General features: G+C 60.5%; 19 protein-coding genes and 1 pseudogene. 12 read left to right on the plus strand and 8 right to left on the minus strand.

The window, feature by feature from the left end; genetic code table 11:
- Nucleotides 1-201: 201 nt before the first annotated feature.
- From eutC to exaC, 4 genes and pseudogenes are all read right to left on the minus strand, one after another.
- Nucleotides 202-999: an ethanolamine ammonia-lyase subunit EutC gene (gene eutC / locus PPTH39_RS07100; protein ID WP_094999454.1), complete on the minus strand. Its 798-nt coding sequence runs from the start codon at nucleotides 997-999 to the stop codon at nucleotides 202-204.
- 2 nt (nucleotides 1000-1001) lie between these two features.
- The gene (locus PPTH39_RS07105) at nucleotides 1002-2402 is read right to left on the minus strand and encodes an ethanolamine ammonia-lyase subunit EutB (protein ID WP_095020960.1); all 1401 of its coding nucleotides are present in this window, start codon (nucleotides 2400-2402) and stop codon (nucleotides 1002-1004) included.
- 52 nt (nucleotides 2403-2454) lie between these two features.
- Nucleotides 2455-3900 (minus strand): annotated as a pseudogene (gene eat, locus PPTH39_RS07110) (ethanolamine permease).
- Between the two features lie 193 nt (nucleotides 3901-4093).
- A complete protein-coding gene (gene exaC / locus PPTH39_RS07115; protein ID WP_095020958.1) occupies nucleotides 4094-5614 on the minus strand; it encodes an acetaldehyde dehydrogenase ExaC in 1521 nt (506 codons plus the stop codon).
- A 346-nt stretch (nucleotides 5615-5960) separates the two neighbouring features.
- Here exaC and PPTH39_RS07120 point away from each other — a divergent pair, with 346 nt between their 5' ends.
- From PPTH39_RS07120 to PPTH39_RS07135, 4 genes are all read left to right on the plus strand, one after another.
- Nucleotides 5961-7841 (plus strand): sigma-54-dependent Fis family transcriptional regulator, encoded by a 1881-nt coding sequence (locus tag PPTH39_RS07120; RefSeq protein WP_130871816.1) that lies wholly within the window; start codon nucleotides 5961-5963, stop codon nucleotides 7839-7841.
- A 189-nt stretch (nucleotides 7842-8030) separates the two neighbouring features.
- On the plus strand, nucleotides 8031-9380 hold the full coding sequence (mpl, locus tag PPTH39_RS07125) for a UDP-N-acetylmuramate:L-alanyl-gamma-D-glutamyl-meso-diaminopimelate ligase (RefSeq protein WP_094999449.1): 1350 nt from the start codon (nucleotides 8031-8033) through the stop codon (nucleotides 9378-9380).
- Complete coding sequence (gene ubiX, locus PPTH39_RS07130) at nucleotides 9377-10006, plus strand: flavin prenyltransferase UbiX (protein WP_094999448.1); 630 nt, start codon at nucleotides 9377-9379, stop codon at nucleotides 10004-10006. Before mpl ends, ubiX begins: the two co-directional genes overlap by 4 nt.
- On the plus strand, nucleotides 9999-10286 hold the full coding sequence (locus PPTH39_RS07135) for a YceK/YidQ family lipoprotein (RefSeq protein ID WP_094999447.1): 288 nt from the start codon (nucleotides 9999-10001) through the stop codon (nucleotides 10284-10286). The genes ubiX and PPTH39_RS07135 overlap by 8 nt, the downstream gene beginning before the upstream one ends.
- Before the next feature lie 16 nt (nucleotides 10287-10302).
- Here the strand turns inward: PPTH39_RS07135 and PPTH39_RS07140 are convergent, their stop codons facing one another.
- Together PPTH39_RS07140 and PPTH39_RS07145 are read right to left on the minus strand one after the other, a co-directional pair.
- Nucleotides 10303-10944 carry an oxidoreductase gene (locus PPTH39_RS07140; protein WP_094999446.1) on the minus strand — a complete coding sequence of 214 codons (642 nt, stop codon included), beginning with the start codon at nucleotides 10942-10944 and terminating at the stop codon, nucleotides 10303-10305.
- Nucleotides 10945-10993: 49 nt separating this feature from the next.
- The gene (locus PPTH39_RS07145; RefSeq protein ID WP_094999445.1) at nucleotides 10994-12676 is read right to left on the minus strand and encodes a C13 family peptidase; all 1683 of its coding nucleotides are present in this window, start codon (nucleotides 12674-12676) and stop codon (nucleotides 10994-10996) included.
- Between the two features lie 166 nt (nucleotides 12677-12842).
- Here PPTH39_RS07145 and PPTH39_RS07150 point away from each other — a divergent pair, with 166 nt between their 5' ends.
- From PPTH39_RS07150 to PPTH39_RS07160, 3 genes are read left to right on the plus strand one after another with little or no spacing between them, the layout of a single operon-like run.
- Nucleotides 12843-13205, plus strand: coding sequence for a CidA/LrgA family protein (locus tag PPTH39_RS07150; RefSeq protein WP_094999444.1), 363 nt, complete (start codon nucleotides 12843-12845; stop codon nucleotides 13203-13205).
- Nucleotides 13202-13918: an LrgB family protein gene (locus tag PPTH39_RS07155; RefSeq protein ID WP_094999443.1), complete on the plus strand. Its 717-nt coding sequence runs from the start codon at nucleotides 13202-13204 to the stop codon at nucleotides 13916-13918. Before PPTH39_RS07150 ends, PPTH39_RS07155 begins: the two co-directional genes overlap by 4 nt.
- 10 nt (nucleotides 13919-13928) lie before the next feature.
- A complete protein-coding gene (locus tag PPTH39_RS07160) occupies nucleotides 13929-14519 on the plus strand; it encodes an LON peptidase substrate-binding domain-containing protein (RefSeq protein ID WP_094999442.1) in 591 nt (196 codons plus the stop codon).
- Nucleotides 14520-14521: 2 nt separating this feature from the next.
- Here the strand turns inward: PPTH39_RS07160 and PPTH39_RS07165 are convergent, their stop codons facing one another.
- Together PPTH39_RS07165 and PPTH39_RS07170 are read right to left on the minus strand one after the other, a co-directional pair.
- Entirely contained in the window at nucleotides 14522-15838 is a 1317-nt protein-coding gene (locus tag PPTH39_RS07165) for a bifunctional DedA family/phosphatase PAP2 family protein (RefSeq protein ID WP_094999441.1), read from the minus strand.
- 161 nt (nucleotides 15839-15999) lie between these two features.
- Complete coding sequence (locus tag PPTH39_RS07170) at nucleotides 16000-16668, minus strand: DNA-3-methyladenine glycosylase (RefSeq protein WP_094999968.1); 669 nt, start codon at nucleotides 16666-16668, stop codon at nucleotides 16000-16002.
- Between the two features lie 176 nt (nucleotides 16669-16844).
- Between PPTH39_RS07170 and PPTH39_RS07175 the strand changes: the two genes are divergently transcribed.
- The 5 genes from PPTH39_RS07175 to mrdA all read left to right on the plus strand — a co-directional run bounded on the left by PPTH39_RS07175 (nucleotide 16845) and on the right by mrdA (nucleotide 21759).
- The gene (locus PPTH39_RS07175; RefSeq protein ID WP_095019051.1) at nucleotides 16845-18116 is read left to right on the plus strand and encodes a glutamate-5-semialdehyde dehydrogenase; all 1272 of its coding nucleotides are present in this window, start codon (nucleotides 16845-16847) and stop codon (nucleotides 18114-18116) included.
- Complete coding sequence (gene nadD, locus PPTH39_RS07180; protein WP_232527619.1) at nucleotides 18085-18807, plus strand: nicotinate-nucleotide adenylyltransferase; 723 nt, start codon at nucleotides 18085-18087, stop codon at nucleotides 18805-18807. The genes PPTH39_RS07175 and nadD overlap by 32 nt, the downstream gene beginning before the upstream one ends.
- A 72-nt stretch (nucleotides 18808-18879) precedes the next feature.
- Nucleotides 18880-19374, plus strand: coding sequence for a ribosome silencing factor (gene rsfS, locus PPTH39_RS07185; protein WP_016779261.1), 495 nt, complete (start codon nucleotides 18880-18882; stop codon nucleotides 19372-19374).
- Nucleotides 19375-19383: 9 nt separating this feature from the next.
- The gene (gene rlmH / locus PPTH39_RS07190; protein ID WP_003444191.1) at nucleotides 19384-19851 is read left to right on the plus strand and encodes a 23S rRNA (pseudouridine(1915)-N(3))-methyltransferase RlmH; all 468 of its coding nucleotides are present in this window, start codon (nucleotides 19384-19386) and stop codon (nucleotides 19849-19851) included.
- 12 nt (nucleotides 19852-19863) lie between these two features.
- Nucleotides 19864-21759, plus strand: coding sequence for a penicillin-binding protein 2 (gene mrdA, locus PPTH39_RS07195; RefSeq protein ID WP_095023459.1), 1896 nt, complete (start codon nucleotides 19864-19866; stop codon nucleotides 21757-21759).
- Nucleotides 21760-21767 lie beyond the last annotated feature (8 nt).

Below are 21767 nucleotides of genomic sequence, written 5' to 3' on the forward strand. Positions count from 1 at the left end.
GTGTTGATGACCCGGCTCTGCAGGTCTGTGCGGGTAGGGATGCGTAGTTAACTACAACAATTGTAGTTTTTTCGTACTTTTTTGAAGAACCGGATTATACGGATTGAGACGAATTCTGCAGTGTGAGTTTGTAGCGAAGCGTGTATTGGTAGTCAAAAGCCGTAGCAGCAGCCTCGTTCCTTCGGCAGCTGCTACGCAGAGTTAATCGCCCTTGAGCAGAAAGTTTTCGCTGGGCGCTTCGACATCCAGGGTCTGCACCTGGGCTTCATCCTTCAGATTCACTCCCGATAATTGCCGCCGGCAGGCTTCGCGCATCAGGTACGCCAGCCGATGAGCGGCCATGCCGTAGCTCAGGCCTTCAAGCCGTACATTGGAAATACAGTTGCGATACGCATCGGTCAGGCCGATTTTCGGCGCGTAGGTGAAGTACAGCCCCAGGCTGTCGGGGGAGCTGAGCCCGGGGCGTTCGCCGATCAACATCACCACCATGCGTGCGCCCAGCAGTTCGCCAATTTCATCGGCCACGGCAACTCGCCCCTGCTCTACCAGAATCACCGGCGACAGCGACCAGCCTTCAGTCGCCGTGTGCTCTTCCATGCGCGCCAGGAAGGGCAAGGTGTGGCGATGCACGGCCAGTGCCGACAAGCCATCCGCTACCACCACGGCGACATCGATGCCGCCGGGGTTGGCCGCTGCGTAGTCGCGCAATTGCTGCGCAGAGTCGTCGTTGAGCTTGCGTCCCAGATCCGGGCGTTGCAGGTAGCTGTGGCGGTCAGCCGCGGCACTGTGCAGCAGCAGGCTCTCGCGCCCGCGCTCGGTTAACTGTGCACTCAGGCCGGGGTGATCAAACGGCAAATGCACCGCATCCCGGGCCTGGGCATGGGCGAATTGAAAGTCGAGTTGGGCCTGGGTCGGCATGCTGGTGCCGGTGCGTCCCAGGGCAATACGTGCGGGGGTCAGGCGGCGCAGCTCCAGCCACGGGTTAAGGTTGTCGGCCATGCCTAGCGTCCTCCCAAATGAGCCAGCGCCTGGCGAAATGCAGGTGGCAGTTGATGGCCGAACTCGATGCGGCCATCGTTCTGAGTAAAAATGCCCACCTTGCTGAGCCACTGTTCAAACTCTGGGGCGGGTTTTAACCCCAGGGTTTTGCGGGCATACAGGGCGTCATGGAACGACGTGGTCTGATAGTTGAGCATGATGTCGTCCGACCCCGGGATGCCCATGATGAAGTTGATCCCGGCCACCCCCAGCAATGTCAGCAGGGTGTCCATGTCGTCCTGGTCCGCTTCGGCATGGTTGGTGTAGCAGATATCACAGCCCATGGGCACACCCAGCAGCTTGCCGCAGAAGTGGTCCTCAAGGCCGGCGCGGATGATCTGCTTGCCGTTGTACAGGTACTCGGGGCCGATAAAACCGACCACGGTATTGACCAGAAACGGCTTGAAATGCCGTGCCACGGCGTAGGCGCGGGTTTCACAGGTTTGTTGATCCACGCCGAAATGGGCGTTGGCCGACAGCGCGCTGCCCTGACCTGTTTCGAAATACATCAGGTTATTGCCCAGAGTCCCGCGATTGAGGCTTAAACCTGCCTCGTAGCCTTCCTGCAGCACATTCAGGTTGATGCCAAAACTGGCGTTGGCTGCCTCGGTGCCGGCAATGGACTGAAATACCAGATCCAGCGGCACGCCGCGATTGATGGCTTCGATCGAGGTGGTGACGTGGGTCAGTACGCAGGACTGGGTGGGGATTTCATAGCGCTGGATGATGGCGTCGAGCATGTTCAGCAGGTCGCAGATCGAGGCAATGCTGTCAGTGGCCGGGTTGATGCCGATCATGGCATCGCCGTTGCCGTAGAGCAGCCCGTCGAGAATGCTGGCGGCAATGCCGGCCGGGTCATCGGTGGGGTGGTTGGGTTGCAGGCGTGTCGAAAGTCGGCCGCGCAGGCCCATGGTGCCGCGAAACCGGGTAACCACACGGATCTTTTGCGCGACCAGAATCAGGTCCTGTACGCGCATGATCTTCGACACGGCGGCGGCCATTTCCGGGGTCAGGCCCGGCGCCAGGGCCCGCAGGCTGTCCTCGCTGGCTGCGTCGCTGAGCAGCCAGTCGCGAAAGCCACCGACGGTCAGGTGGCTGACCGGAGCGAAGGCTTGAAGATCATGGCTGTCGATAATCAGCCGGGTGACCTCATCGGTCTCGTAGGGGATCAGAACTTCTTGCAGAAAATAGGCGAGCGGGATGTCAGCCAGCGCCATTTGCGCGGCCACCCGTTCGCCGTCGTTTTGCGCAGCCACGCCGGCCAGAAAATCCCCGGAACGGGCCGGGCCAGCCTTGGCCATTACATCTTTAAGGCTATCGAAACGGTAGGTCTGAGTGCCAACCGCATGTGAGAACGTTGCCATACAGGGTGCTCCATGACGCCAGACGCAAGGCGTCTGGCGGGATTCTCAGCGGTCAGTGCAAGGCTTTTTCGGCCTGTTGAATAGCCGCAAATTCCTCTTCCGGCGTACCGGCCACCAAATGGTGCCGACTGTAAAAAGCGAAGTAGGCAATTAATACTCCATAGATCACCGCAGCGCCAATCACCACCCGCGGGTCAACCAGGAAGCCGGCCACCACCGCGACACAGGCAAGCACCAAAGCAGTGCCCGAAGTGAAAATGCCGCCCGGCGTGCGATACGGGCGCTCCATTTTAGGGCGGCGAATACGCAGGGTGATATGCGCGGCCATCATCAGCACATAGGAAATGGTCGCGCCAAATACCGCCACCAGAATCAGCAAGTCGCCCTGGCCGGTCAGTGACAGACCAAAACCGATAATGCCGGGAATGATCAAGGCCAGCACCGGCGCCTTGCTCTTGTTGGTTTCGGACAGTTTGCGCGGCAAATAGCCGGCGCGGGACAAGGCGAAGATCTGACGTGAATAGGCGTAAATGATCGAGAAGAAGCTGGCAATCAAACCGGCCAGGCCCACCAGGTTCACAAAGCCGCCCATCCAGGTCGAGCCGCCATACGCCTTGCTCAGGGCTTAGACCAGCGGATTACCCGATGCCATCAAGTGGTGCGCGCCGGCGCCGCCCGGGCCGATCACCAGAATCAGCAGGGCAAAGGTGGCCAGAACCAGCATGGCGCCGATCAGCCCGCGAGGCAGGTCACGCTTGGGGTTCTTGGTTTCTTCAGCAGCCAGCGGCACGCCTTCGACAGCGAGGAAAAACCAGATCGCATAAGGGATGGCTGCCCAGACACCGACATAACCGAAGGGCAGAAATGCGCTGGCGCCCTTGGCCTCGGTGACCGGGATATCCAGCAGGTTGGCGACGCTGAAGTGCGGCACCATCGCGACCAGAAACACCCCCAGGGCAATGGCCGCCACGGCGGTGATGATGAACATCAGCTTGAGCGCTTCCCCGACCCCGAAAATATGGATGCCGATAAAGATGATGTAGAACGCCAGGTAGATCATCCAGCCGCCAATACCGAACAGCGACTCGCAATAGGCGCCGATAAAACAGGCAATCGCGGCAGGGGCGATGGCATATTCAATCAGGATCGCCGTACCGGTGAGGAACCCGCCCCACGGCCCGAAAGCACTGCGGGCAAAGCCGTAGCCGCCACCGGCAGTGGGGATCATCGAGGACAGTTCGGCCAGTGAAAAGCACATGCACAAGTACATGGTGGCCATCAGCAATGTGGCGATAAACATTCCGCCCCAGCCGCCCTGGGCCAGGCCGAAGTTCCAGCCGGCGTAGTCGCCGGAAATCACATAGGCCACGCCCAGGCCCACCAGCAGGACCCAGCCGGCAGCGCCTTTTTTCAGTTCACGTTGTTGGAAATAATCGGAGCCGACTTTTTCAAAATCGACAGAGGACGCCGCCGCAGCGGCAGTAGGTTCGCTAGGCATGGGAATTCACCTGTTCTTTTATAGTTTGAGAAAATATGACAGGGAGATAAGCAAGAGCTAGGCCAGAAGGCCCGGTGTAGAGCTATTGATGCCAGTTTGTGGGAGCGGGCTTGCTCGCGATGCAGGCGCTGCGGTCGTTCAGTACAGCGCAGCGATCCTTTCGCGAACAAGCCCGCTCCTACAGGGTTCTGGGTTAGAAGAAACCCAGCGGGTTGATGTCGTAGCTCACCAGCAGGTTTTTGGTCTGTTGGTAGTGGTCGAGCATCATTTTGTGGGTTTCACGGCCGACGCCGGATTTTTTGTACCCGCCGAACGCGGCGTGTGCCGGGTAGAGGTGGTAACAGTTGGTCCACACGCGACCCGCCTTGATGGCACGGCCCATGCGATAGGCGCGGTTGATGTCGCGGGTCCACAGGCCGGCGCCGAGGCCAAACTCGGTGTCGTTGGCAATCGCCAGCGCTTCGGCTTCGTCCTTGAAGGTGGTGATGCTGACCACCGGGCCAAAGATTTCTTCCTGGAAGACGCGCATTTTGTTGGTGCCCTTGAGCAGGGTCGGCTGGATGTAATAGCCGGTTGCCAGATCGCCTTCGAGCTTGGCTACGGCACCGCCGGTCAGCAGTTCAGCGCCTTCGTTCCTGGCAATTTCAAGGTAGGACAGGATCTTGTCGAATTGCTGTTCGGAGGCCTGGGCGCCGACCATGGTGTCGGTGTCCAGCGGGTCTCCACGCTTGATTGCCTCGACCTTGCGCATCACCACTTTCATAAAGTCGTCGTAGATCGACTCCTGCACCAGCGCCCGCGACGGGCAGGTGCACACTTCGCCCTGGTTGAAGAATGCCAGCACCAGACCTTCAGCGGCTTTTTCAATAAAGGCCGGCTCGGCCTGCATGATGTCTTCGAAGAAGATGTTTGGCGACTTGCCACCCAGTTCCACGGTCGACGGGATGATGTTCTCGGCGGCACATTTCATGATGTGAGCGCCTACAGGTGTGGAGCCAGTAAAGGCGATCTTGGCAATGCGTTTGCTGGTAGCCAGCGCTTCGCCTGCTTCTTTACCGAACCCCTGCACGACGTTGAGGACGCCCGGTGGCAGCAGGTCGCCGATCAGTTCCATAAAAACGGTGATGCTCAGCGGCGTTTGTTCAGCCGGTTTGAGCACGATGCAGTTGCCCGCCGCCAGTGCAGGGGCAAGTTTCCAGGCGGCCATCAGCAGCGGGAAGTTCCACGGAATGATCTGCCCGACCACGCCCAGCGGTTCGTGGATGTGATACGCCACGGTATTGCCGTCAATTTCGGCGGCGCTGCCTTCTTGAGCGCGGATGCAGCCGGCGTAGTAACGGAAATGATCCGCGGCCAGCGGCACGTCGGCGTTCAGGGTTTCGCGTACGGCTTTGCCGTTGTCCCAGGTTTCGGTAATGGCCAGCAGTTCGAGGTTTTGCTCAATGCGGTCAGCAATCTTCAGCAACACCAGCGAACGTGCCTGCACTGAGGTCGCGCCCCAGGCATCAGCAGCGGCGTGGGCAGCGTCGAGGGCTTTTTCGATGTCTTCGGCAGTAGAACGCGGGAATTCGGCAATGGCTTTGCCGTTGACCGGCGAGGTGTTGGTGAAGTACTGGCCTTTGACCGGTGCCACGAATTCGCCGCCGATGTAGTTACCGTAACGGCTCTTGAACGAAACAATCGAGCCTTCAGTACCGGGTTGTGCGTAACGCATGGTGAGTGTCTCCTGGCTTTATTGTGCTTATGGGAAGACGCGCTGTGGCGCTGGCAAAAGTATGAGCAAGGGCTGGGCCATCTTTGTGCAGGCCTTGTCTTCCAAGGCTTTGCGGGTTTTACCCGGTCGTTGGGGAGAGGGGCTTGTGGCACACCTGATACAGCTGTGGTGACAATTTGTACCAGTCTTGGCACAACCGATGACCGGCCGGTCAGTTCGCGATTGCAAAGGCCGGTGAGCAAGAGGATGCTGGGCGTTCGGTTTGGACTGGATCTTTGTTGCCGCTGAGGGCGAGTTGCCTCTGTTGAGCACGGGACCACCGAGACAGAGCGGAGAACAATAAGAAATGCACAGCACCGATTTGCGCCGTCACGCACGGCAAGTCATTGATGTCACCCGCGGTCGCCCGCAAGGGTGTGACCCGTCCATCGTCCGTTCCTGGCAGCGTTGCCTGGAGGACTATCACCTCGATCCTGCGCAAACCATCGCCCCGACCGTACTTGAGCAAGGCCGTATCCTTGAAGGCCGCGAGCGTTTGCAGCAGGTGCTGAAAATTGCCGGTCACGAAATGAACAGCCTGCATCAGCAACTCTCCGGTGCCGGGCACGCGGTGCTATTGACTGATGCCCGTGGCGTGATCCTCAACTGTGTCACTGCCCCCTCCGAACGCAAGGTGTTCGAGCAGGCGGGGCTGTGGCTGGGGGCCGACTGGAGCGAAGCCAGGGAGGGTACCAACGGCATCGGTACCTGCCTGGTCGAGCGTCAGGCACTGACCATCCATCAGGATGAACACTTTCGTGGCCGGCACACCGGGCTGACCTGCTCGGCCAGCCCGGTGTTCGATCCGCAGGGCGAATTGCTGGCGGTGCTCGACGTGTCTTCGGCCCGCCATGAGGCTTCCCGTCAGAGCCAGTTTCATACGATGGCGCTGGTTAATCTGTCAGCGAAAATCATCGAAAACAGCTACTTCCTCGGGCACTTTCAGAATCAGTGGCTGCTGCGTTTTCATCTGCACGCCGAGTCTGTCGGATTGTTCAGCGAAGGCATGCTGGCGTTTGATGGCGACGGAGTTATAGGCGCGGTTAACCAGAGTGCCCTGAACCTGCTAGGGCATGTGCGTGGCAGTTTGCTCGGGCAATCGGTCGACAGTGTTTTCGATTGCCCGCGGGATGAGCTTTTCAGTCGGGCCACCCTCCAGGCGAATGCCAGTTGGCCGCTGCATACCCGCGACGGGCGTCGATTATTTGCGGCACTGCGCGGCCAACCACGGAACGGGCCTGCCCCGGTCATGGTGCAAGCCGAGCCACCGCGCCCGAGCAGCATCTGCCTGGGTGATGAGGCCCTGCAGACGGATTTTCGCCGGGCATTACGGGTGTTTGAGCGCGATGTGCCGCTGTTGGTCAATGGTGAAACCGGCTCCGGCAAAGAAGCCTTTGCCAAGGCTGTGCATCAAGCCAGCTTGCGCAGCAGCAAGCCGTTTGTGGCGCTCAACTGCGCGTCGATCCCCGAAAGCCTGATCGAGAGTGAACTGTTCGGCTATCGCGGTGGTAGTTTTACCGGGGCACGCAAGGAAGGCATGCAGGGCAAGTTGCAGCAGGCCGATGGCGGCACCCTGTTTTTGGATGAAATTGGCGATATGCCGCTGGGGTTGCAAACCCGGTTGTTAAGAGTGCTGGAGGACCGTGTGGTGGTGCCCATTGGTGGCGAGCCGATGGCGGTCAACGTGCGCATTATCAGCGCCACCCACCGTAACTTGCAGGAGCGGGTGGCGGACGGCAGTTTTCGTGAAGACCTGTATTACCGCCTTAATGGACTGGAAATCGGTTTGCCAGCGTTGCGCGAGCGCACGGACAAATCGCAGTTGCTGGACTTCTTGCTGGCCGAAGAGGCGGGAGGGCAGCGCCTGTTTATCAGCCCGGCGGCACGTGAGGCGTTGCTGGATTTTGCCTGGCCAGGCAACGTGCGTCAGCTGCGCAATGTGCTGCGAACCCTGGCTGCACTCTGCGAAAACGACGTGATCCAGTACGAAGATCTGCCGGCCACTATTCGCCTGGCTCCGCCCAAAGCCCCTGAAGCATGTGAATACCCGCTTGAGGATGCCGAAAAGCAGGCCTTGTTGCTGGCGCTCGAACTGCACCGCTGGCATATGACCCATACCGCGCTGCAACTGGGGGTGAGCCGCAACACCCTGTATAGAAAGCTGCGCAAGCATGGGATTGAGCGGTAATGCTTAAAAGCCCCTCACCCCAACCGTCTCCCGGAGGGTGAGGGGGCTGACCTGAGGCGTTGCGCAAATCCGCTTTTGCTTTTAGTCGCCTCTCCCTCAGGGAGAGGGCTAGGGTGAGGGTTTCAGAATCATCAGGTGCGAAAAGAACCTTGCTACGCTACCCTTCGCCGATGGTTTACGAGGTCAACTATGCACATTCATATTTTGGGTATTTGCGGCACTTTCATGGGGTCGCTGGCGGTTCTGGCCAAAGAACTGGGCCATCACGTTACTGGCTCAGACGCCAACGTCTATCCGCCGATGAGCACCCAGCTGCAGGCTCAAGGTATTGAACTAACCCAGGGCTATGACCCGGTTCAGCTCGATCCGGCGCCAGATGTAGTGGTGATCGGCAATGCGCTGTCCCGTGGCAACCCCGCAGTTGAGTACGTGCTCAACAAGGGCCTGCCTTACGTGTCCGGCCCACAATGGCTGGCTGACCATGTGCTGCAAGGCCGCTGGGTACTGGCCGTGGCAGGTACCCACGGTAAAACCACGACCAGCAGCATGCTGGCCTGGGTGCTGGAGTACGCGGGCATGGCCCCGGGTTTCCTGATTGGCGGTGTGCCGCAGAACTTTGCCGTGTCGGCCCGTCTGGGTGATACGCCGTTCTTTGTGGTAGAAGCCGATGAATATGACAGCGCCTTTTTCGACAAGCGCTCGAAGTTTGTCCACTACCGTCCGCGCACGGCAATCCTCAACAATCTCGAGTTCGATCACGCTGACATCTTCCCGGACTTGCCGGCCATTGAGCGGCAATTCCACCATTTGGTGCGCACTATCCCGAGTGAAGGGCTGGTTATCCACCCGACCACCGAGCCTGCATTGCAGCGTGTAATCGAAATGGGCTGCTGGACGCCGGTACAAACCACGGGCGTCGATGGTCAATGGCAAGCCAGGCTGCTCAGTGATGACGGCTCTCGCTTTGAGGTGCTGTTTGACGGCGCGCTGCAAGGTACCGTCGATTGGAACATGACCGGCCAGCATAACGTGGCCAACGCCCTGGCGACCCTGGCCGCAGCGCGCCATGTCGGCGTGGTGCCGAGCATGGCGATAGATGGGTTGAGCGCTTTCAAAAGCGTGAAACGACGTATGGAGAAAGTCGCCGAAGTCCACGGCATTACCCTCTACGACGACTTTGCCCACCATCCGACTGCGATCGCGACCACCCTCGATGGCCTGCGCAAGCACATTGGTGACGCGCCCTTGATCGCGGTGATTGAGCCGCGCTCCAACTCCATGAAGCTCGGAGCCCACCGTGATGGCCTGCCGCAAAGCGTGGTGCAGGCGGATCATGTGGTCTGGTATGCCCCGGCCAATCTGGGTTGGGATCTGGCCGCGACGGTGGCATCGAGCCCGGTGCCGACCAAGGTGTGCGATTCGCTGGACGCCATCATTGCCGAGGTCAAGGCCCAGGTTAAGCCCGGTACCCATGTGGTGATCATGAGCAATGGCGGCTTCGGCGGGCTGCATGGCAAGCTGGCGGAAGCGCTGCAATGAGTGGCCCGGAACGCATAACCCTGGCGGTCACCGGTGCTTCCGGCATGCCGTACGCCTTGCGCCTGCTCGATTGCCTGGTGCGCGAAGACCGCGAAGTCCACTTCCTGATCTCCAAGGCCGCACAATTGGTCATGGCAACCGAAACGGATGTCAGCCTGCCGCCAAAGCCACAAGCAATGCAGGCTTTTCTGACTGAATACACGGGCGCTGCCGCAGGGCAGATTCGCGTATACGGCAAGGAGGACTGGATGTCGCCCGTGGCTTCGGGGTCGGGAGCACCCGCTGCGATGGTGGTGGTGCCGTGTTCCACCGGCACCCTGTCGGGGATTGCCACCGGCGCTTGCAACAACCTGATCGAGCGGGCCGCAGACGTGACGCTCAAGGAGCGTCGCCAGCTGATTCTGGTGCCGCGTGAGGCGCCGTATTCCAGTATCCATCTGGAGAACATGCTCAAGCTGTCCAATATGGGCGCGGTAATAGTGCCTGCATCGCCCGGCTTTTATCATCAACCGCAGACTATCGATGACCTGGTGGATTTTGTGGTGGCGCGCATTCTCAACCTGCTCAATATCCCCCAAGACATGCTCCCGCGCTGGGGCGAGTACCATGTGGGCGGCGATGAGTAAGGCGCTATTGGCCCTGCTGGTGGCGGCTCTGGTTTGTGGTTGCGCCAGCGTGCGAACGCTGGATGCGGCCAAACCGGGCGCTCCCGTTGTGTACTCGGGTACGCGGCTGGACGTGTATGCCCTTGAGGGCGGGTGCTGTGCCAAGGATCGCTTTGGCGCCGAGGCTCCGCGCTATCCGGGCCTGGACCTGCCCGCCAGCGCGTTGCTCGATACCGTGCTATTGCCGTTGTCCGTGCTGACGGTGCTGGGTGTCGGGTTTCAGGCCAGCGGTGGTTTGTAGCCAGCAGGGCGGGTGACTATTTACCCAGCTTGCGCAACTCATCGGATTCGATCACCCGCACGCCGTCCTGTTCTTCCAGTGCCAGGCGCCACAGCGCACGGGCCAGCTGGCAGGCTTCGATACCGTGGTACTTGCCCGGAATCAGTTTGGACAGTGGCCCGGCGATCTGTTCGGCCAGACGTGGCTCGACGCGATCGCCCAGTAGCAGGGAAGGACGGGCAATGGTCAGTTGCGGCCAGTTTTGCGCGCGCAGCGACTGCTCCATTTCACCCTTGACCCGGTTATAGAACACCGAGGACTTGGGGTCGGCGCCGATGGCACTGACCACCACCAGATGGCGTGCGCCCATTTCCCGCGCGCGTTTGGCGAAAGCCACCACCATGTCGTGATCCACCGCGCGGAAGGCTGCCTCGGAACCTGCCTGCTTGATCGTGGTGCCCAGGCAGCAGAAGGCGACATCGACCCGGCCACTGAGTTGAGGCAGGAACACGGCGGGGTCACCTACCGGGTTTTCCAGGTGCGGATGCGCCGCCAGAGGCTTGCGTGAAGGGGCGAGCACGCGGGTGATGGTGGGCTCGTTGAGCAGGCGGTCAAGTAGCAGTTCGCCGGTAAGGCCGGTAGCGCCTGCGAGCAAAATATGTGAAGGCGTCAAGTGCATAATGTTTCTCCCTTGATACAACCAGCTTAGCCATTCCAGGGTTATTTGCTTACTGCAAAGCCTGTTTCGCTTGTTGTTGACGCAAGCGTTGCCAGTGGTTCAGAACGCCTTTTGGCGCCCAGATTTGCGGTTCGGATGGCTCGTAGCCATCCGCTTGTTCGCGTTCGGCCACGTACTGCCTGGCCAGTTTGAAGGCTTTTTGCAGGTCGTCGGTCTGGTTCAGCGCCTGAGCAAACAAGGCATTGCCGAAGTAGGTAAAGTCGGCTTCTTCAGAGCAGCCAAAAGACACGCGGTCAGCCTGGGATGCGGTCATGATCAGGGTTTTTTCATCCTTGAGCGCGGGGATAAAACCGCCTGAATAGCAGGATGAAATCACGATGATCTTGTCGCGGTTTTTCAGGGGGGCCAAGGCTGCAGCCAGTTCGTCGGCGGGCAGGTCTGCCAGCTCCATGCGCGGTTGATCGAGTACCAGCTCGTGTTCCTGGGTGCCGTGGCTGGTCAGATAAATGAAAATCAGGTCTTCAGGGCCGGTGCGCCCGGCCAGGGTTTTTGCCGCGCGGTACAGGTTTTCGCGGGTGGCCATGGGGCGATCGAGCAGATGGTCGCGGTGGTTCACCAGGGTGATCCGGCCACGGCTGCCAAAACGGCTGGCCAGCATGTCGCTGACGTAATCGGCTTCGCGCTTGAACACGCTCTGCTTGCCGTCCCCCGCCAGCACCAGGCTGTACAGCTCGATTGCCGGGGTGGATGGGGCAACGCCGTCCAGCGCCTTGTTGAGCAATGTGCCCTGGTTGAGCAGCCCCAGCTCCAGCGGGTCGGGCAAGACTGTCCCTTTGGCATCGCGCACTCGCTGGCCGTTGAGCCAGTAGCCGCTTTGTACGGTACCGTCGCTCAGGGTCAGGGTGCCCTGGCCCTGATAGGTGTCTGCGGCGAACTCGCCAACATAGGTGCTGCCGTCGGGCAGGCTCAAATGGCCGGGACCATTGAAGCGCCACTCGTTGAACATGCCGCTGTAGTGGCTGCCGTCGATGCCTGTCAGTTCGCCCTTGCCGGTTAAAGCGCCGTCTTTGAAGTCGCCGCTCCACACATCGCCGTCGGCATTCTCATAGCGGCCCTTGCCGTTGAGCTGGTTGTGCTTGAACGCGCCCTCGTACTGGTCGCCGTCGGCGCTGTTGAAGATACCGTTGCCTTCAAGTTCGCCATTGACGAACTCGCCGACGAACTCATTGCCGCTGGCATCGCTGCGCCTGCCGGTGCCGTGGGGTTTGCCGTGGGCAAACTGGCCCTGGTACTGGCTGCCGTCTTCCAGCTCCAGATGGCCATCGCCCGAGAACTGGTCATCCTTGAAGTCGCCGCGATAGCTCAGGGTGCCTTGCTTGAGCGTGCCCTCGCCCTCGCGGTTGCCCAGCTTGAACCCGCCCTCGTAGGTGCTGTCGTGGGTGGTCAGGCGGCCATGGCCGCTGTACAGGCCTTGCGCGAAACCGCCGCGATAGCTATCGCCATTGCTGGCGTGCCACTCGCCCTGGCCGTGCCACTGGCCATTTTTGAACTCCCCTGCGTACCAATTGCCATTCGGATAGTCGATACGGCCCTGGCCCTGCAGCAACCCGTTGACCACTTCGCCTCGATAGCGCCCGCCATCGGGCAGGCGTGCGTCGGGCGGTAACAGTGATTCACCGTCTCCACAGGCCGTCAGCAGCAGGGTCAAAGCAAGGGGGGCAAATGGGCGCATAACGGGATCCGGATAATTAAGCCACCGAGTATGCCGCAGCAATGGAAGCTGTCTATAGGCCCGGATGAAACATCGGCAGTTATTGTATGCCAAGGTGCAAGCCTGGGCCGTTGGTCGGTAGGACGTGCTTATAATGCGGCACAAAAATATTCGCTGGAGAGGTGAAATGTTGCTACGCGGCTTGACTTGGCTGGTGCTGTTTCAATTGCTCGGTACCGCCCTCAATCACTTGTTCGTCCCCGTATTGCCCGGGCCCATTATCGGATTGCTGCTGTTGTTGGGCTTCTTGATGGTGCGCGGTCAAGTCAGCGAGCCATTGAGTCAGGCTGCCGGCGGGTTGTTGCGTTATTTACCCTTGCTGTTGGTGCCGCCCGCGGTGGGCGTGATGGTGTACGCCGCCGATATTGCCGCTGACTTCTGGGCGATTGTCGGGGCGCTGGTGCTGTCGCTATTGATCTCGATGGCATTCGTCGGCGTACTGATGCAGCGTCTGCTCAAGAATCACAGCCATCCCGAGGAGCGGCCATGAATCTGCAATGGCAGGGCGCCTGGGAGTCAGTCATCCATCATCCGTTGTTTGGTATCGGTATCACCCTGGGCGCCTATCAACTGGTGCTCGCCGCTTACGAGAAAACCCGCTGGCTCTTCCTGCAGCCGGTGCTGGCCTCGATGCTGCTGGTGATCGGTGTGCTGCTCAGTTGCGGCCTGAGCTACGCGGAGTACCGCAAGAGCACCGATATCCTGAGTATTTTGCTGGGCCCCGCAACGGTGGCGCTGGCGGTGCCGCTGTACCTGAACCTGCGGCGGATCCGGCAGTTGTTCTGGCCCATTTTTACTACGCTGGTAATTGGCGGCGTCTTCGCCACTGCGTTGGTGGTGGGCCTGGCCTGGTGGTTCGGGGCCGAGCACATGATGCTGATGACCCTGGCGCCCAAGTCGGTGACCTCACCGATTGCCATGCTGGTGGCCGAGCAGATTGGTGGTGTGGCGGCGCTGGCAGCAGTGTTTGTGCTGATTACCGGGGTGATCGGCGCAATTTGCGGGCCGGGCCTGTTGCGCCTGCTCGGGGTTCACAGCCCGGAGGCCCGAGGTATGGCCCTGGGCATGACGGCGCACGCGGTTGGCACTTCGGTGGCCCTGCAGGAAAGTGAAGAGTGTGGCGCCTTCGCGGCGCTGGCGATGAGTCTGATGGGTCTGGGTACGGCGGTGTTCCTGCCGTTGGCCGTGACCCTCATGGTGTAAGGGTGAAGCTATGACATTGCCGCTGTTTCCTTTGAATACTGTGCTGTTTCCAGGTTGTGTGCTGGATTTGCAGATATTTGAGGCGCGCTACCTGGACATGGTTGCCCGCTGCATGAAGCAGGGCACAGGCTTTGGTGTGGTGTGCATCCTGGATGGCCGTGAGGTCGGCAATGCACCCCAGGGTATCGCCGGGATTGGCTGTGAAGCCTTGATTCGCGATTTTCAGCAGCAGGACAACGGCCTGCTGGGCATTCGCGTCGAGGGCGGGCGGCGCTTTGAAGTGCTGGGCACTGAGTTGCAGCGCGATCAGCTACTGCTGGCGCAAGTCGAGTGGCTGGATGACGCCCCCGAGCAGCCCCTGCAGGAAGAAGACCAGGACCTGCTGGCCTTGCTCAAGGCGCTGGCCGAGCACCCGATGGTGGCGGCCCTGAACATGAACACCGAGGTGGCGGGGCAGCAGTCGCTGTCCAATCAACTGGCGTACCTGTTGCCCTTTGCCGAGGCAGACAAGATCGAACTGCTGCAGGTCAATGACCCGCAGCAGCGTCTGGACGGGATACAAGTGCTGCTCGATGAGATCCAGGGCGAAGCCCTCAACTGATCTCAGTAGGCGTAGCGCAGCAGTTCCCTGGACAAGTGCCCGAGCATGAAAAACCCGTAGAGCGCAGTGACTGACGGCAAGATCAGCCACCAGATTTTCTGCGGGACCGGCTCAAGGGGCATGTATCGCTGGCTTAACGCCAGAGCGAATGCGTTGACAGTGATGGCGAGCAGGGCCCCAGCGGTGATGTCCGTTGGCCAGTGAGCGCCCAGGTACACCCGCGACATCGCCACGGTGATCGCCAGCAGGCAACCCAGCAATACCCAGGTGACGCGCATGCGTTGTGGCTGGTTGCGCCCGGCCAGAATGGCCAGGGCGACAAAAAACGCAAACGCCCCCGAACTGTGGCCGCTGGGCATGCTGTAGCTGGTCAGCGGGTCCACCAGCACTTCTGGGCGCACCCGGGCGAAGAAGTGCTTGGTCGCGGTATTGGCCAGCGCGGTAAACAGCGTGACCCCGCCAAAGAACCACATTGCCCGCCATTGCCGGGTAAACAGCAGAATGACGCACACCAGGGCTGCCGCCAGAAACTGGGTACGGAAGTTGCCGATTTGCGTCACCAGCACGGCGGCGCTGTCCATGGCACTGCTGCGATGCTCTTGTACCAGGGCCGTGATGCCCTGGTCGAAGGCGGTCATGTGTGGATAACCGATAAAGACGGCCAGTAGCAGGGCGAAGCTGAGTGTGCCGATCAGCAGCGTGGCCCGGGGTTGGCGACGGATACTGGCATTGATGCTCAGGCCCAGCAGGGCGGCGAGGCCTGCGGCAACAATGGCGGCCTGTAGCCAGAAGCCTTCGGGCAGTGGCAGGCGAATGGCAGCACCGGTGGCCCAGCCCGGTAGCAGGTACGCCACCGACCAGCCTGCTCCGGCCAGCAGGCTGACGCCGATAAAGCGCGGGATCGGCATGTCGCACATCCCGGCCACCATCGGCAGCATGGGCCGCAGCGGGCCGATAAAGCGCCCGACCAACAGGCTGACAATACCGTAGCGATGGAAGTAGCTCTCGGCCCCGTTCATCCATTCGGGATGAGTGCGCAAGAGGGGTAAGCGGCGAATGTTCTGGTGGAAGCGCCTGCCCAGGGCGTAGGACACCGCGTCGCCGAGCAACCCGCCGAGAAAGCCCAGCAGCAGGGTTTGGCCCAGGGACAGGGCGCCGCTGCCGGCCATGACGGCAATGGCGAACAACAATACGGTGCCGGGAACAATGATGCCGGCAATTGCCAGACACTCCACGCAAGCCACAATAAACACCGCGAGGCCCAGCCACTGCGGGTTGGCTGTCAGCCAGCCGGTGATGCTATCGAGCCATGGGCCCATGTTCCGATTTCCTTGTCTGCTTATTAGGTTGTTTGTAGGCGCTACAGTCTTGAAGCTGGCCCGGCTCTAGTTGTGGGAGTGGGTTTGCACGCGATGCAGGCCCCGCGGTCTGTCAGGACAATTGCGGCGATGCCATCGCGAGCAAACCCGCTCCCACAGGATCAGTTGTGCTCCAGGGTGATGAAATCCCGCCCCTCAACCTGCCCGCGACGCAGCGGATTACGCGTGCAATACGCAGCGTAGTCAGCATCGACAAAGCGGTACATCAAATGCTCGTCGCGCCCGTGGGGGATGCCCAGACGGGTGGTCTGGATAATTTTCGAAGGTTGTTCTCTGACGTCATCGACCCACAAGCGTTCGGGGTCGAAACATTTTGCATCCCATTCGCGCACCTTCAACCCCAGCGCTTTGCACAGCAGGGTTTGCCCCGCGCACAGTTTGTGTGCAGGCCGGGGGTTGCCTTGGGCGTCCGGGTTGTTGCGTTGCATCTGCGCCAGGCTGTCCGGGCCCGCCAGCTCATCAAGCCAGGGATGGGCCGATTTGATCAGCACTGCGTTGCCGGGGCCGTGGGCGCTGAAATTCAGCGAGTCGCCGCCGCGGGCGTAATACATGTAGATATGCCCGCCATCGAGAAACAGCGCCTTGCGCTTGTCGGTATAGCCCAGCGAGGCGTGGCTGCCTTTGTCGGTGAGGTAATAGGCTTCAGTTTCGATAATCCGGGCGCTGAGCCACAGCCCGTTGACCCGATGGCGAATGACTTTGCCCAGCAGTTGGCAAGCAACAAGCTGGGCATCTCGATCGAAAAAGGCATCAGGCAGCATCATGGGCATGTGCAGGACGGTCAGTGGATAGCTGAAAAGGTGCAGATCATAGCAAGTCATGCTTAATCGGGGCTGAACGCAGTGTATTTGTGGTCCATTTCGACCATCCGCCTGCCACCGCTGTGCGTGAGGCGGCGGGACCGCTATAATCGGCCGCTTTCCTCCCTGCCAAGACCCTTGAGACCATGACTGAGTCCGTTCTTGACTACATGACCCGCCTGGGTCGCGCTGCTCGCGAAGCCTCCCGCGTGATCGGCCGTGCCAGTACGGCGCAGAAAAACCGTGCCCTGCACGGCGCTGCTGCTGCATTGGATGCCGCACGTCTGGAGCTGGTTGCTGCCAACGAACTGGACCTGGCCGCCGGCCGGGCCAACGGCCTTGAGCCGGCCATGCTGGAGCGCCTGGCGCTGACCCCTGCACGCATCGACAGCATGATTGTCGGTTTGCGTCAGGTGGCAAGCCTGCCAGACCCCATCGGCGCGATTCGCGACATGAGCTACCGCCCTTCGGGTATTCAGGTCGGCAAGATGCGTGTACCGCTGGGTGTAGTCGGAATCATCTACGAGTCGCGTCCTAACGTGACCATTGATGCTGCCAGCCTGTGCTTGAAGTCGGGCAACGCAACCATCCTGCGCGGTGGCTCCGAGGCGATTCACTCCAACCGTGCCATTGCAGTGTGCATCCAGCGCGGCCTGGCCGAAGCCGGTTTGCCGCCCGCCGTGGTGCAAGTGGTTGAAGTGACCGATCGTGCCGCTGTCGGCGCGCTGATCACCATGCCCGAGTACGTTGATGTCATCGTGCCTCGCGGCGGCAAGGGGCTGATCGAACGGGTCAGCCGTGATGCCAAGGTGCCGGTGATCAAACACCTGGACGGCATCTGCCATGTATACGTCAGTGCCCATGCCGATCTTGCCAAGGCGCAGCGCATTGCGTTCAACGCCAAGACCTACCGTTATGGCATTTGCGGCGCGATGGAAACCCTGCTGGTGGATCAGGCCGTCGCGGCAGAATTTTTGCCGGCAATGGCTGAACAATTTCGCGCCAAGGGCGTCGAACTGCGCGGTTGCGAGCGTACCCGGGAGTTGATCGACGTGGTTGCCGCCACTGAAGACGACTGGAACACCGAGTACCTGGACGCCATCCTGTCGATTCGTATCGTGGAGGGTCTGGACCAGGCGATTGAGCATATCAATCACTATGGCTCCCATCACACCGACTCGATCGTCACCGAACACCAGGGCGATGCCCGGCGTTTTATGGCCGAAGTGGACTCCAGTTCCGTGATGCTCAACACACCAACCTGCTTTGCCGATGGATTTGAATACGGATTGGGTGCGGAGATTGGCATTTCTACTGATAAGCTGCACGCCCGCGGCCCGGTGGGTCTCGAAGGTCTGACCTGCGAGAAGTACATTGTGGTCGGCGATGGCCAGTTGCGCGGTCAGGAGCCAGTCTGACTTGGTCAAGCTGAAAGCGTCAGCGCCGGCACCTGTGATCGACGTGTTACCCCAGCGCATAGGCGTACTGGGCGGAACCTTCGATCCGGTGCATATCGGTCATCTGCGTGGCGGGCTGGAAGTGGCGGAGATGATGGGGCTCGACGAGCTGCGTCTGACCCCCAACGCCAGGCCGCCGCACCGTGACACCCCCCAGGTGTCAGCCCACGACCGTTTGGCGATGGTCGAGTGCGCTGTCGCAGGAGTGGCTACGCTGGTAGTGGACGCCCGGGAGCTGCAAAGGGACAAACCGTCCTACACGATCGATACACTGGAATTGATGCGGGCCGAGATGGCCGCGTATGACCAGTTGTTTTTACTGTTGGGTTGGGACGCGTTTTGCGGCCTGCCCACATGGCATCGCTGGGAAGAGTTGCTCCAGCATTGCCATATCCTGGTGCTACAGCGCCCGGATGCCGACAGCGAACCGCCGGATGCCTTGCGCAACCTGCTGGCAGCGCGCTCGGTAAGCGACCCGCTGGCCCTGAAGGGGGCAAGCGGACAGATTGCATTCGTTTGGCAGACGCCGCTCGCGGTATCCGCCACCCAGATCCGCCAACTGCTGGCCAGCGGTAAGTCGGTACGTTACCTGGTGCCCGACGCGGTCCTGGCCTACATCGATGCGCACGGGCTTTACCGTGCGTCGAACTGAAAAAGGGTGTGTTTCAAGGCGCCAATTGTCGTGTATTGAAACACCCGAACATACGAGCAAAACGAGTTTTATATGACTGACAAAGATGTAAGCAAAGTAAAGCGCAAAGGCACCTTCAAAAGCGCGCCATTGCCGGAAAAAACCTTCAGCGCCGAGCCTCTCAAGGGTGAAGAGCTGGTCAAGGTTGCTGTTGCCGCCCTGGAAGACGTCAAGGCCCAGGATATCCAGGTCATCGACGTGCGTGACAAGCACAGCATCACTGACTTCATGATCATCGCTACCGGTACTTCGAACCGTCAGATCGGTGCGATGCTCGACAAGATCCGCGAAGCGGTGAAGGCTCTGGGCGTCAAGCCGCTGGGCGAAGAAGGCAAGGGCGACAGCGACTGGGTTCTGCTGGACATGGACGACGTGATCGTTCACATGATGACCGCCAGTGCCCGTCAGTTCTACGACCTGGAGCGTCTGTGGGCCGGTGCTGAACAAAGCCGTGCAGGCAGCGCTGCTCACCACAGCCCGGAAAACACCCATGAGCACTTCCTGAAGCTCAACAAAGACCAAGAGTAAGGGTTCGCTGTGCGCCTGCGTTTGATCGCTGTCGGTTCGCGTATGCCCAAGTGGGTGGAAGAAGGCTGGCATGAATATGCCAAGCGTCTGCCATCCGAGCTGGCACTTGAACTGGTGGAAATACCGCTCAACACCCGTGGCAAGAATGCTGACGTGGCCCGCTTCATCCGCCAGGAAGGCGAAGCCATGCTGGCCAAGGTAGGCCCGGGCGAGCGCATCGTAACCCTCGAAGTGCACGGCAAACCGTGGAGTACCGAGCAGCTGGCGGTTGAGCTTGACCGCTGGCGCCTGGATTCGCGCACGGTGAACTTTATGGTCGGTGGCCCGGAAGGGCTGGCGCCGGAAGTCTGTGCCCGCGCTGACCAGCGCTGGTCGCTGTCGCCATTGACGCTGCCGCACCCGTTGGTGAGGATTCTGATCGGTGAGCAGTTGTATCGCGCCTGGACAGTGCTGTCCGGGCACCCGTATCACAAATAGTCAGCGCTCTGAATGACTCAGCCGATCCGCCTTAAAGACCACGAGAAAGACGCACGCCTTGTGCGCGGACGAGTCGTGGTCGGTGCGATTGTGGTCGTGACGCTGATTTGTGTGCTGCTCGCGCGGCTTTATTACCTGCAGGTGGTGCAGTACGACTACCACTCCACCTTGTCAGAGAACAACCGGGTGCATGTGCAGCCGATCCCGCCTACCCGCGGTCTGATTTTTGACCGTAATGGCGTGGTGATCGCAGACAACCGCCCCAGCTTCAGCCTGAGCATGACCCGCGAACGCTCTGGTGACTGGCAGCAAGTGCTCGACGTTATTGTTGAAGTGTTGCAGCTTGCGCCCGAGGATCGCGCCCTGTTCGAAAAGCGCATGAAGCAGGGGCGGCGGCCGTTTGAGCCGGTGCCCATTCTGTTTGAGCTCAACGAAGAACAGATCGCCCGGATTGCCGTAAACCAGTTCCGCCTGCCCGGGGTTGAAGTGGTTGCGCAACTGGTGCGGCATTACCCTCAAGGCGCGCATTTTGCGCACTCGGTGGGTTACATGGGGCGGATCAACGAAAAAGAGCTTAAAACCCTCGATCCGGTCAATTACAGCGGCACCCACCATATCGGCAAAACCGGCATCGAGCGTTTCTACGAAGCCGAGCTGCATGGCCAGGTGGGTTACGAAGAAGTCGAAACCAATGCCCGTGGCCGCGTGTTGCGAGTACTCAAGCGCACCGACCCGATCCCTGGCAAGGACATCGTGCTCAGCCTCGATATCAAACTGCAGGAAGCAGCTGAAGAGGCGCTGGCAGGGCGTCGTGGTGCAGTGGTGGCACTCAACCCGATGACGGGGGAAGTGCTGGCCATGGTCAGCCAGCCGAGTTTTGACCCCAATCTGTTCGTGACCGGCATCAGCTTCAAGGCCTATGCCGAGCTGCGTGATTCGATAGACCGACCATTGTTCAACCGCATCCTGCGCGGCCTGTATCCGCCGGGCTCGACGATCAAGCCTGCAGTGGCGATTGCCGGCCTGGACAGCGGCGTGATCACCGGCTCCTCGCGGGTGTATGACCCCGGCTATTACCAGCTGCCCAATTACGATCACAAATACCGTAACTGGAACCGTACCGGTGATGGCTACGTCGATCTGGATACCGCAATCATGCGCTCCAACGACACCTATTTTTATGATCTGGCCCACAAGCTGGGGATTGACCGTCTGTCGAGCTACATGAACCAGTTCGGTATCGGCCGCAAGGTCTCGCTGGACATGTTCGAAGAGTCCGCCGGGCTGATGCCGTCCCGCGAGTGGAAACGTGCCACCCGACGCCAGGCCTGGTTCCCGGGCGAGACGCTGATTCTGGGGATTGGCCAGGGCTATATGCAGTCCACCCCCTTGCAACTGGCCCAGGCCACCGCGTTGATCGCCAGCAAAGGCAAGTGGATCCGTCCGCACCTGGCCAAGACCATCGAGGGCGTACCGCCGGTGGACCCGGACCCGGTGCCGGATATTGTCCTGCGTGACCCGTCCAACTGGGCCAAGGTCAACCACGGCATGCAGCAAGTGGTGCATGGCGCTCGCGGCACGGCGCGGGTGGCGGGCGTTGGCGCGCAATACCTGATTGCCGGCAAGAGCGGTACGGCCCAGGTGGTGGCGATCAAGCAGGGCGAAAAATACGACCGTTCCAAGGTGCAGGAGCGTCACCGCGACCACGCCTTGTTCGTCGGCTTCGCGCCGGCCAACAACCCGCAGATCACCGTCTCGGTGATGATTGAAAACGGCGAAGCCGGCAGTCGTGTCGCCTCGCCCGTGGTGCGCAAGGTCATGGATGCCTGGTTGCTGGGTGAAGACGGCAAACTCAAACCCGAGTACGGCGGCCCCGTAAAGGCAGAGGTTCCGGCCAATGATGAGTAATTTTGACC

Origin of the sequence: Pseudomonas bubulae (assembly GCF_900618535.1) — a bacterium.
GTDB classification, from domain to species: Bacteria; Pseudomonadota; Gammaproteobacteria; order Pseudomonadales; family Pseudomonadaceae; genus Aquipseudomonas; species Aquipseudomonas bubulae.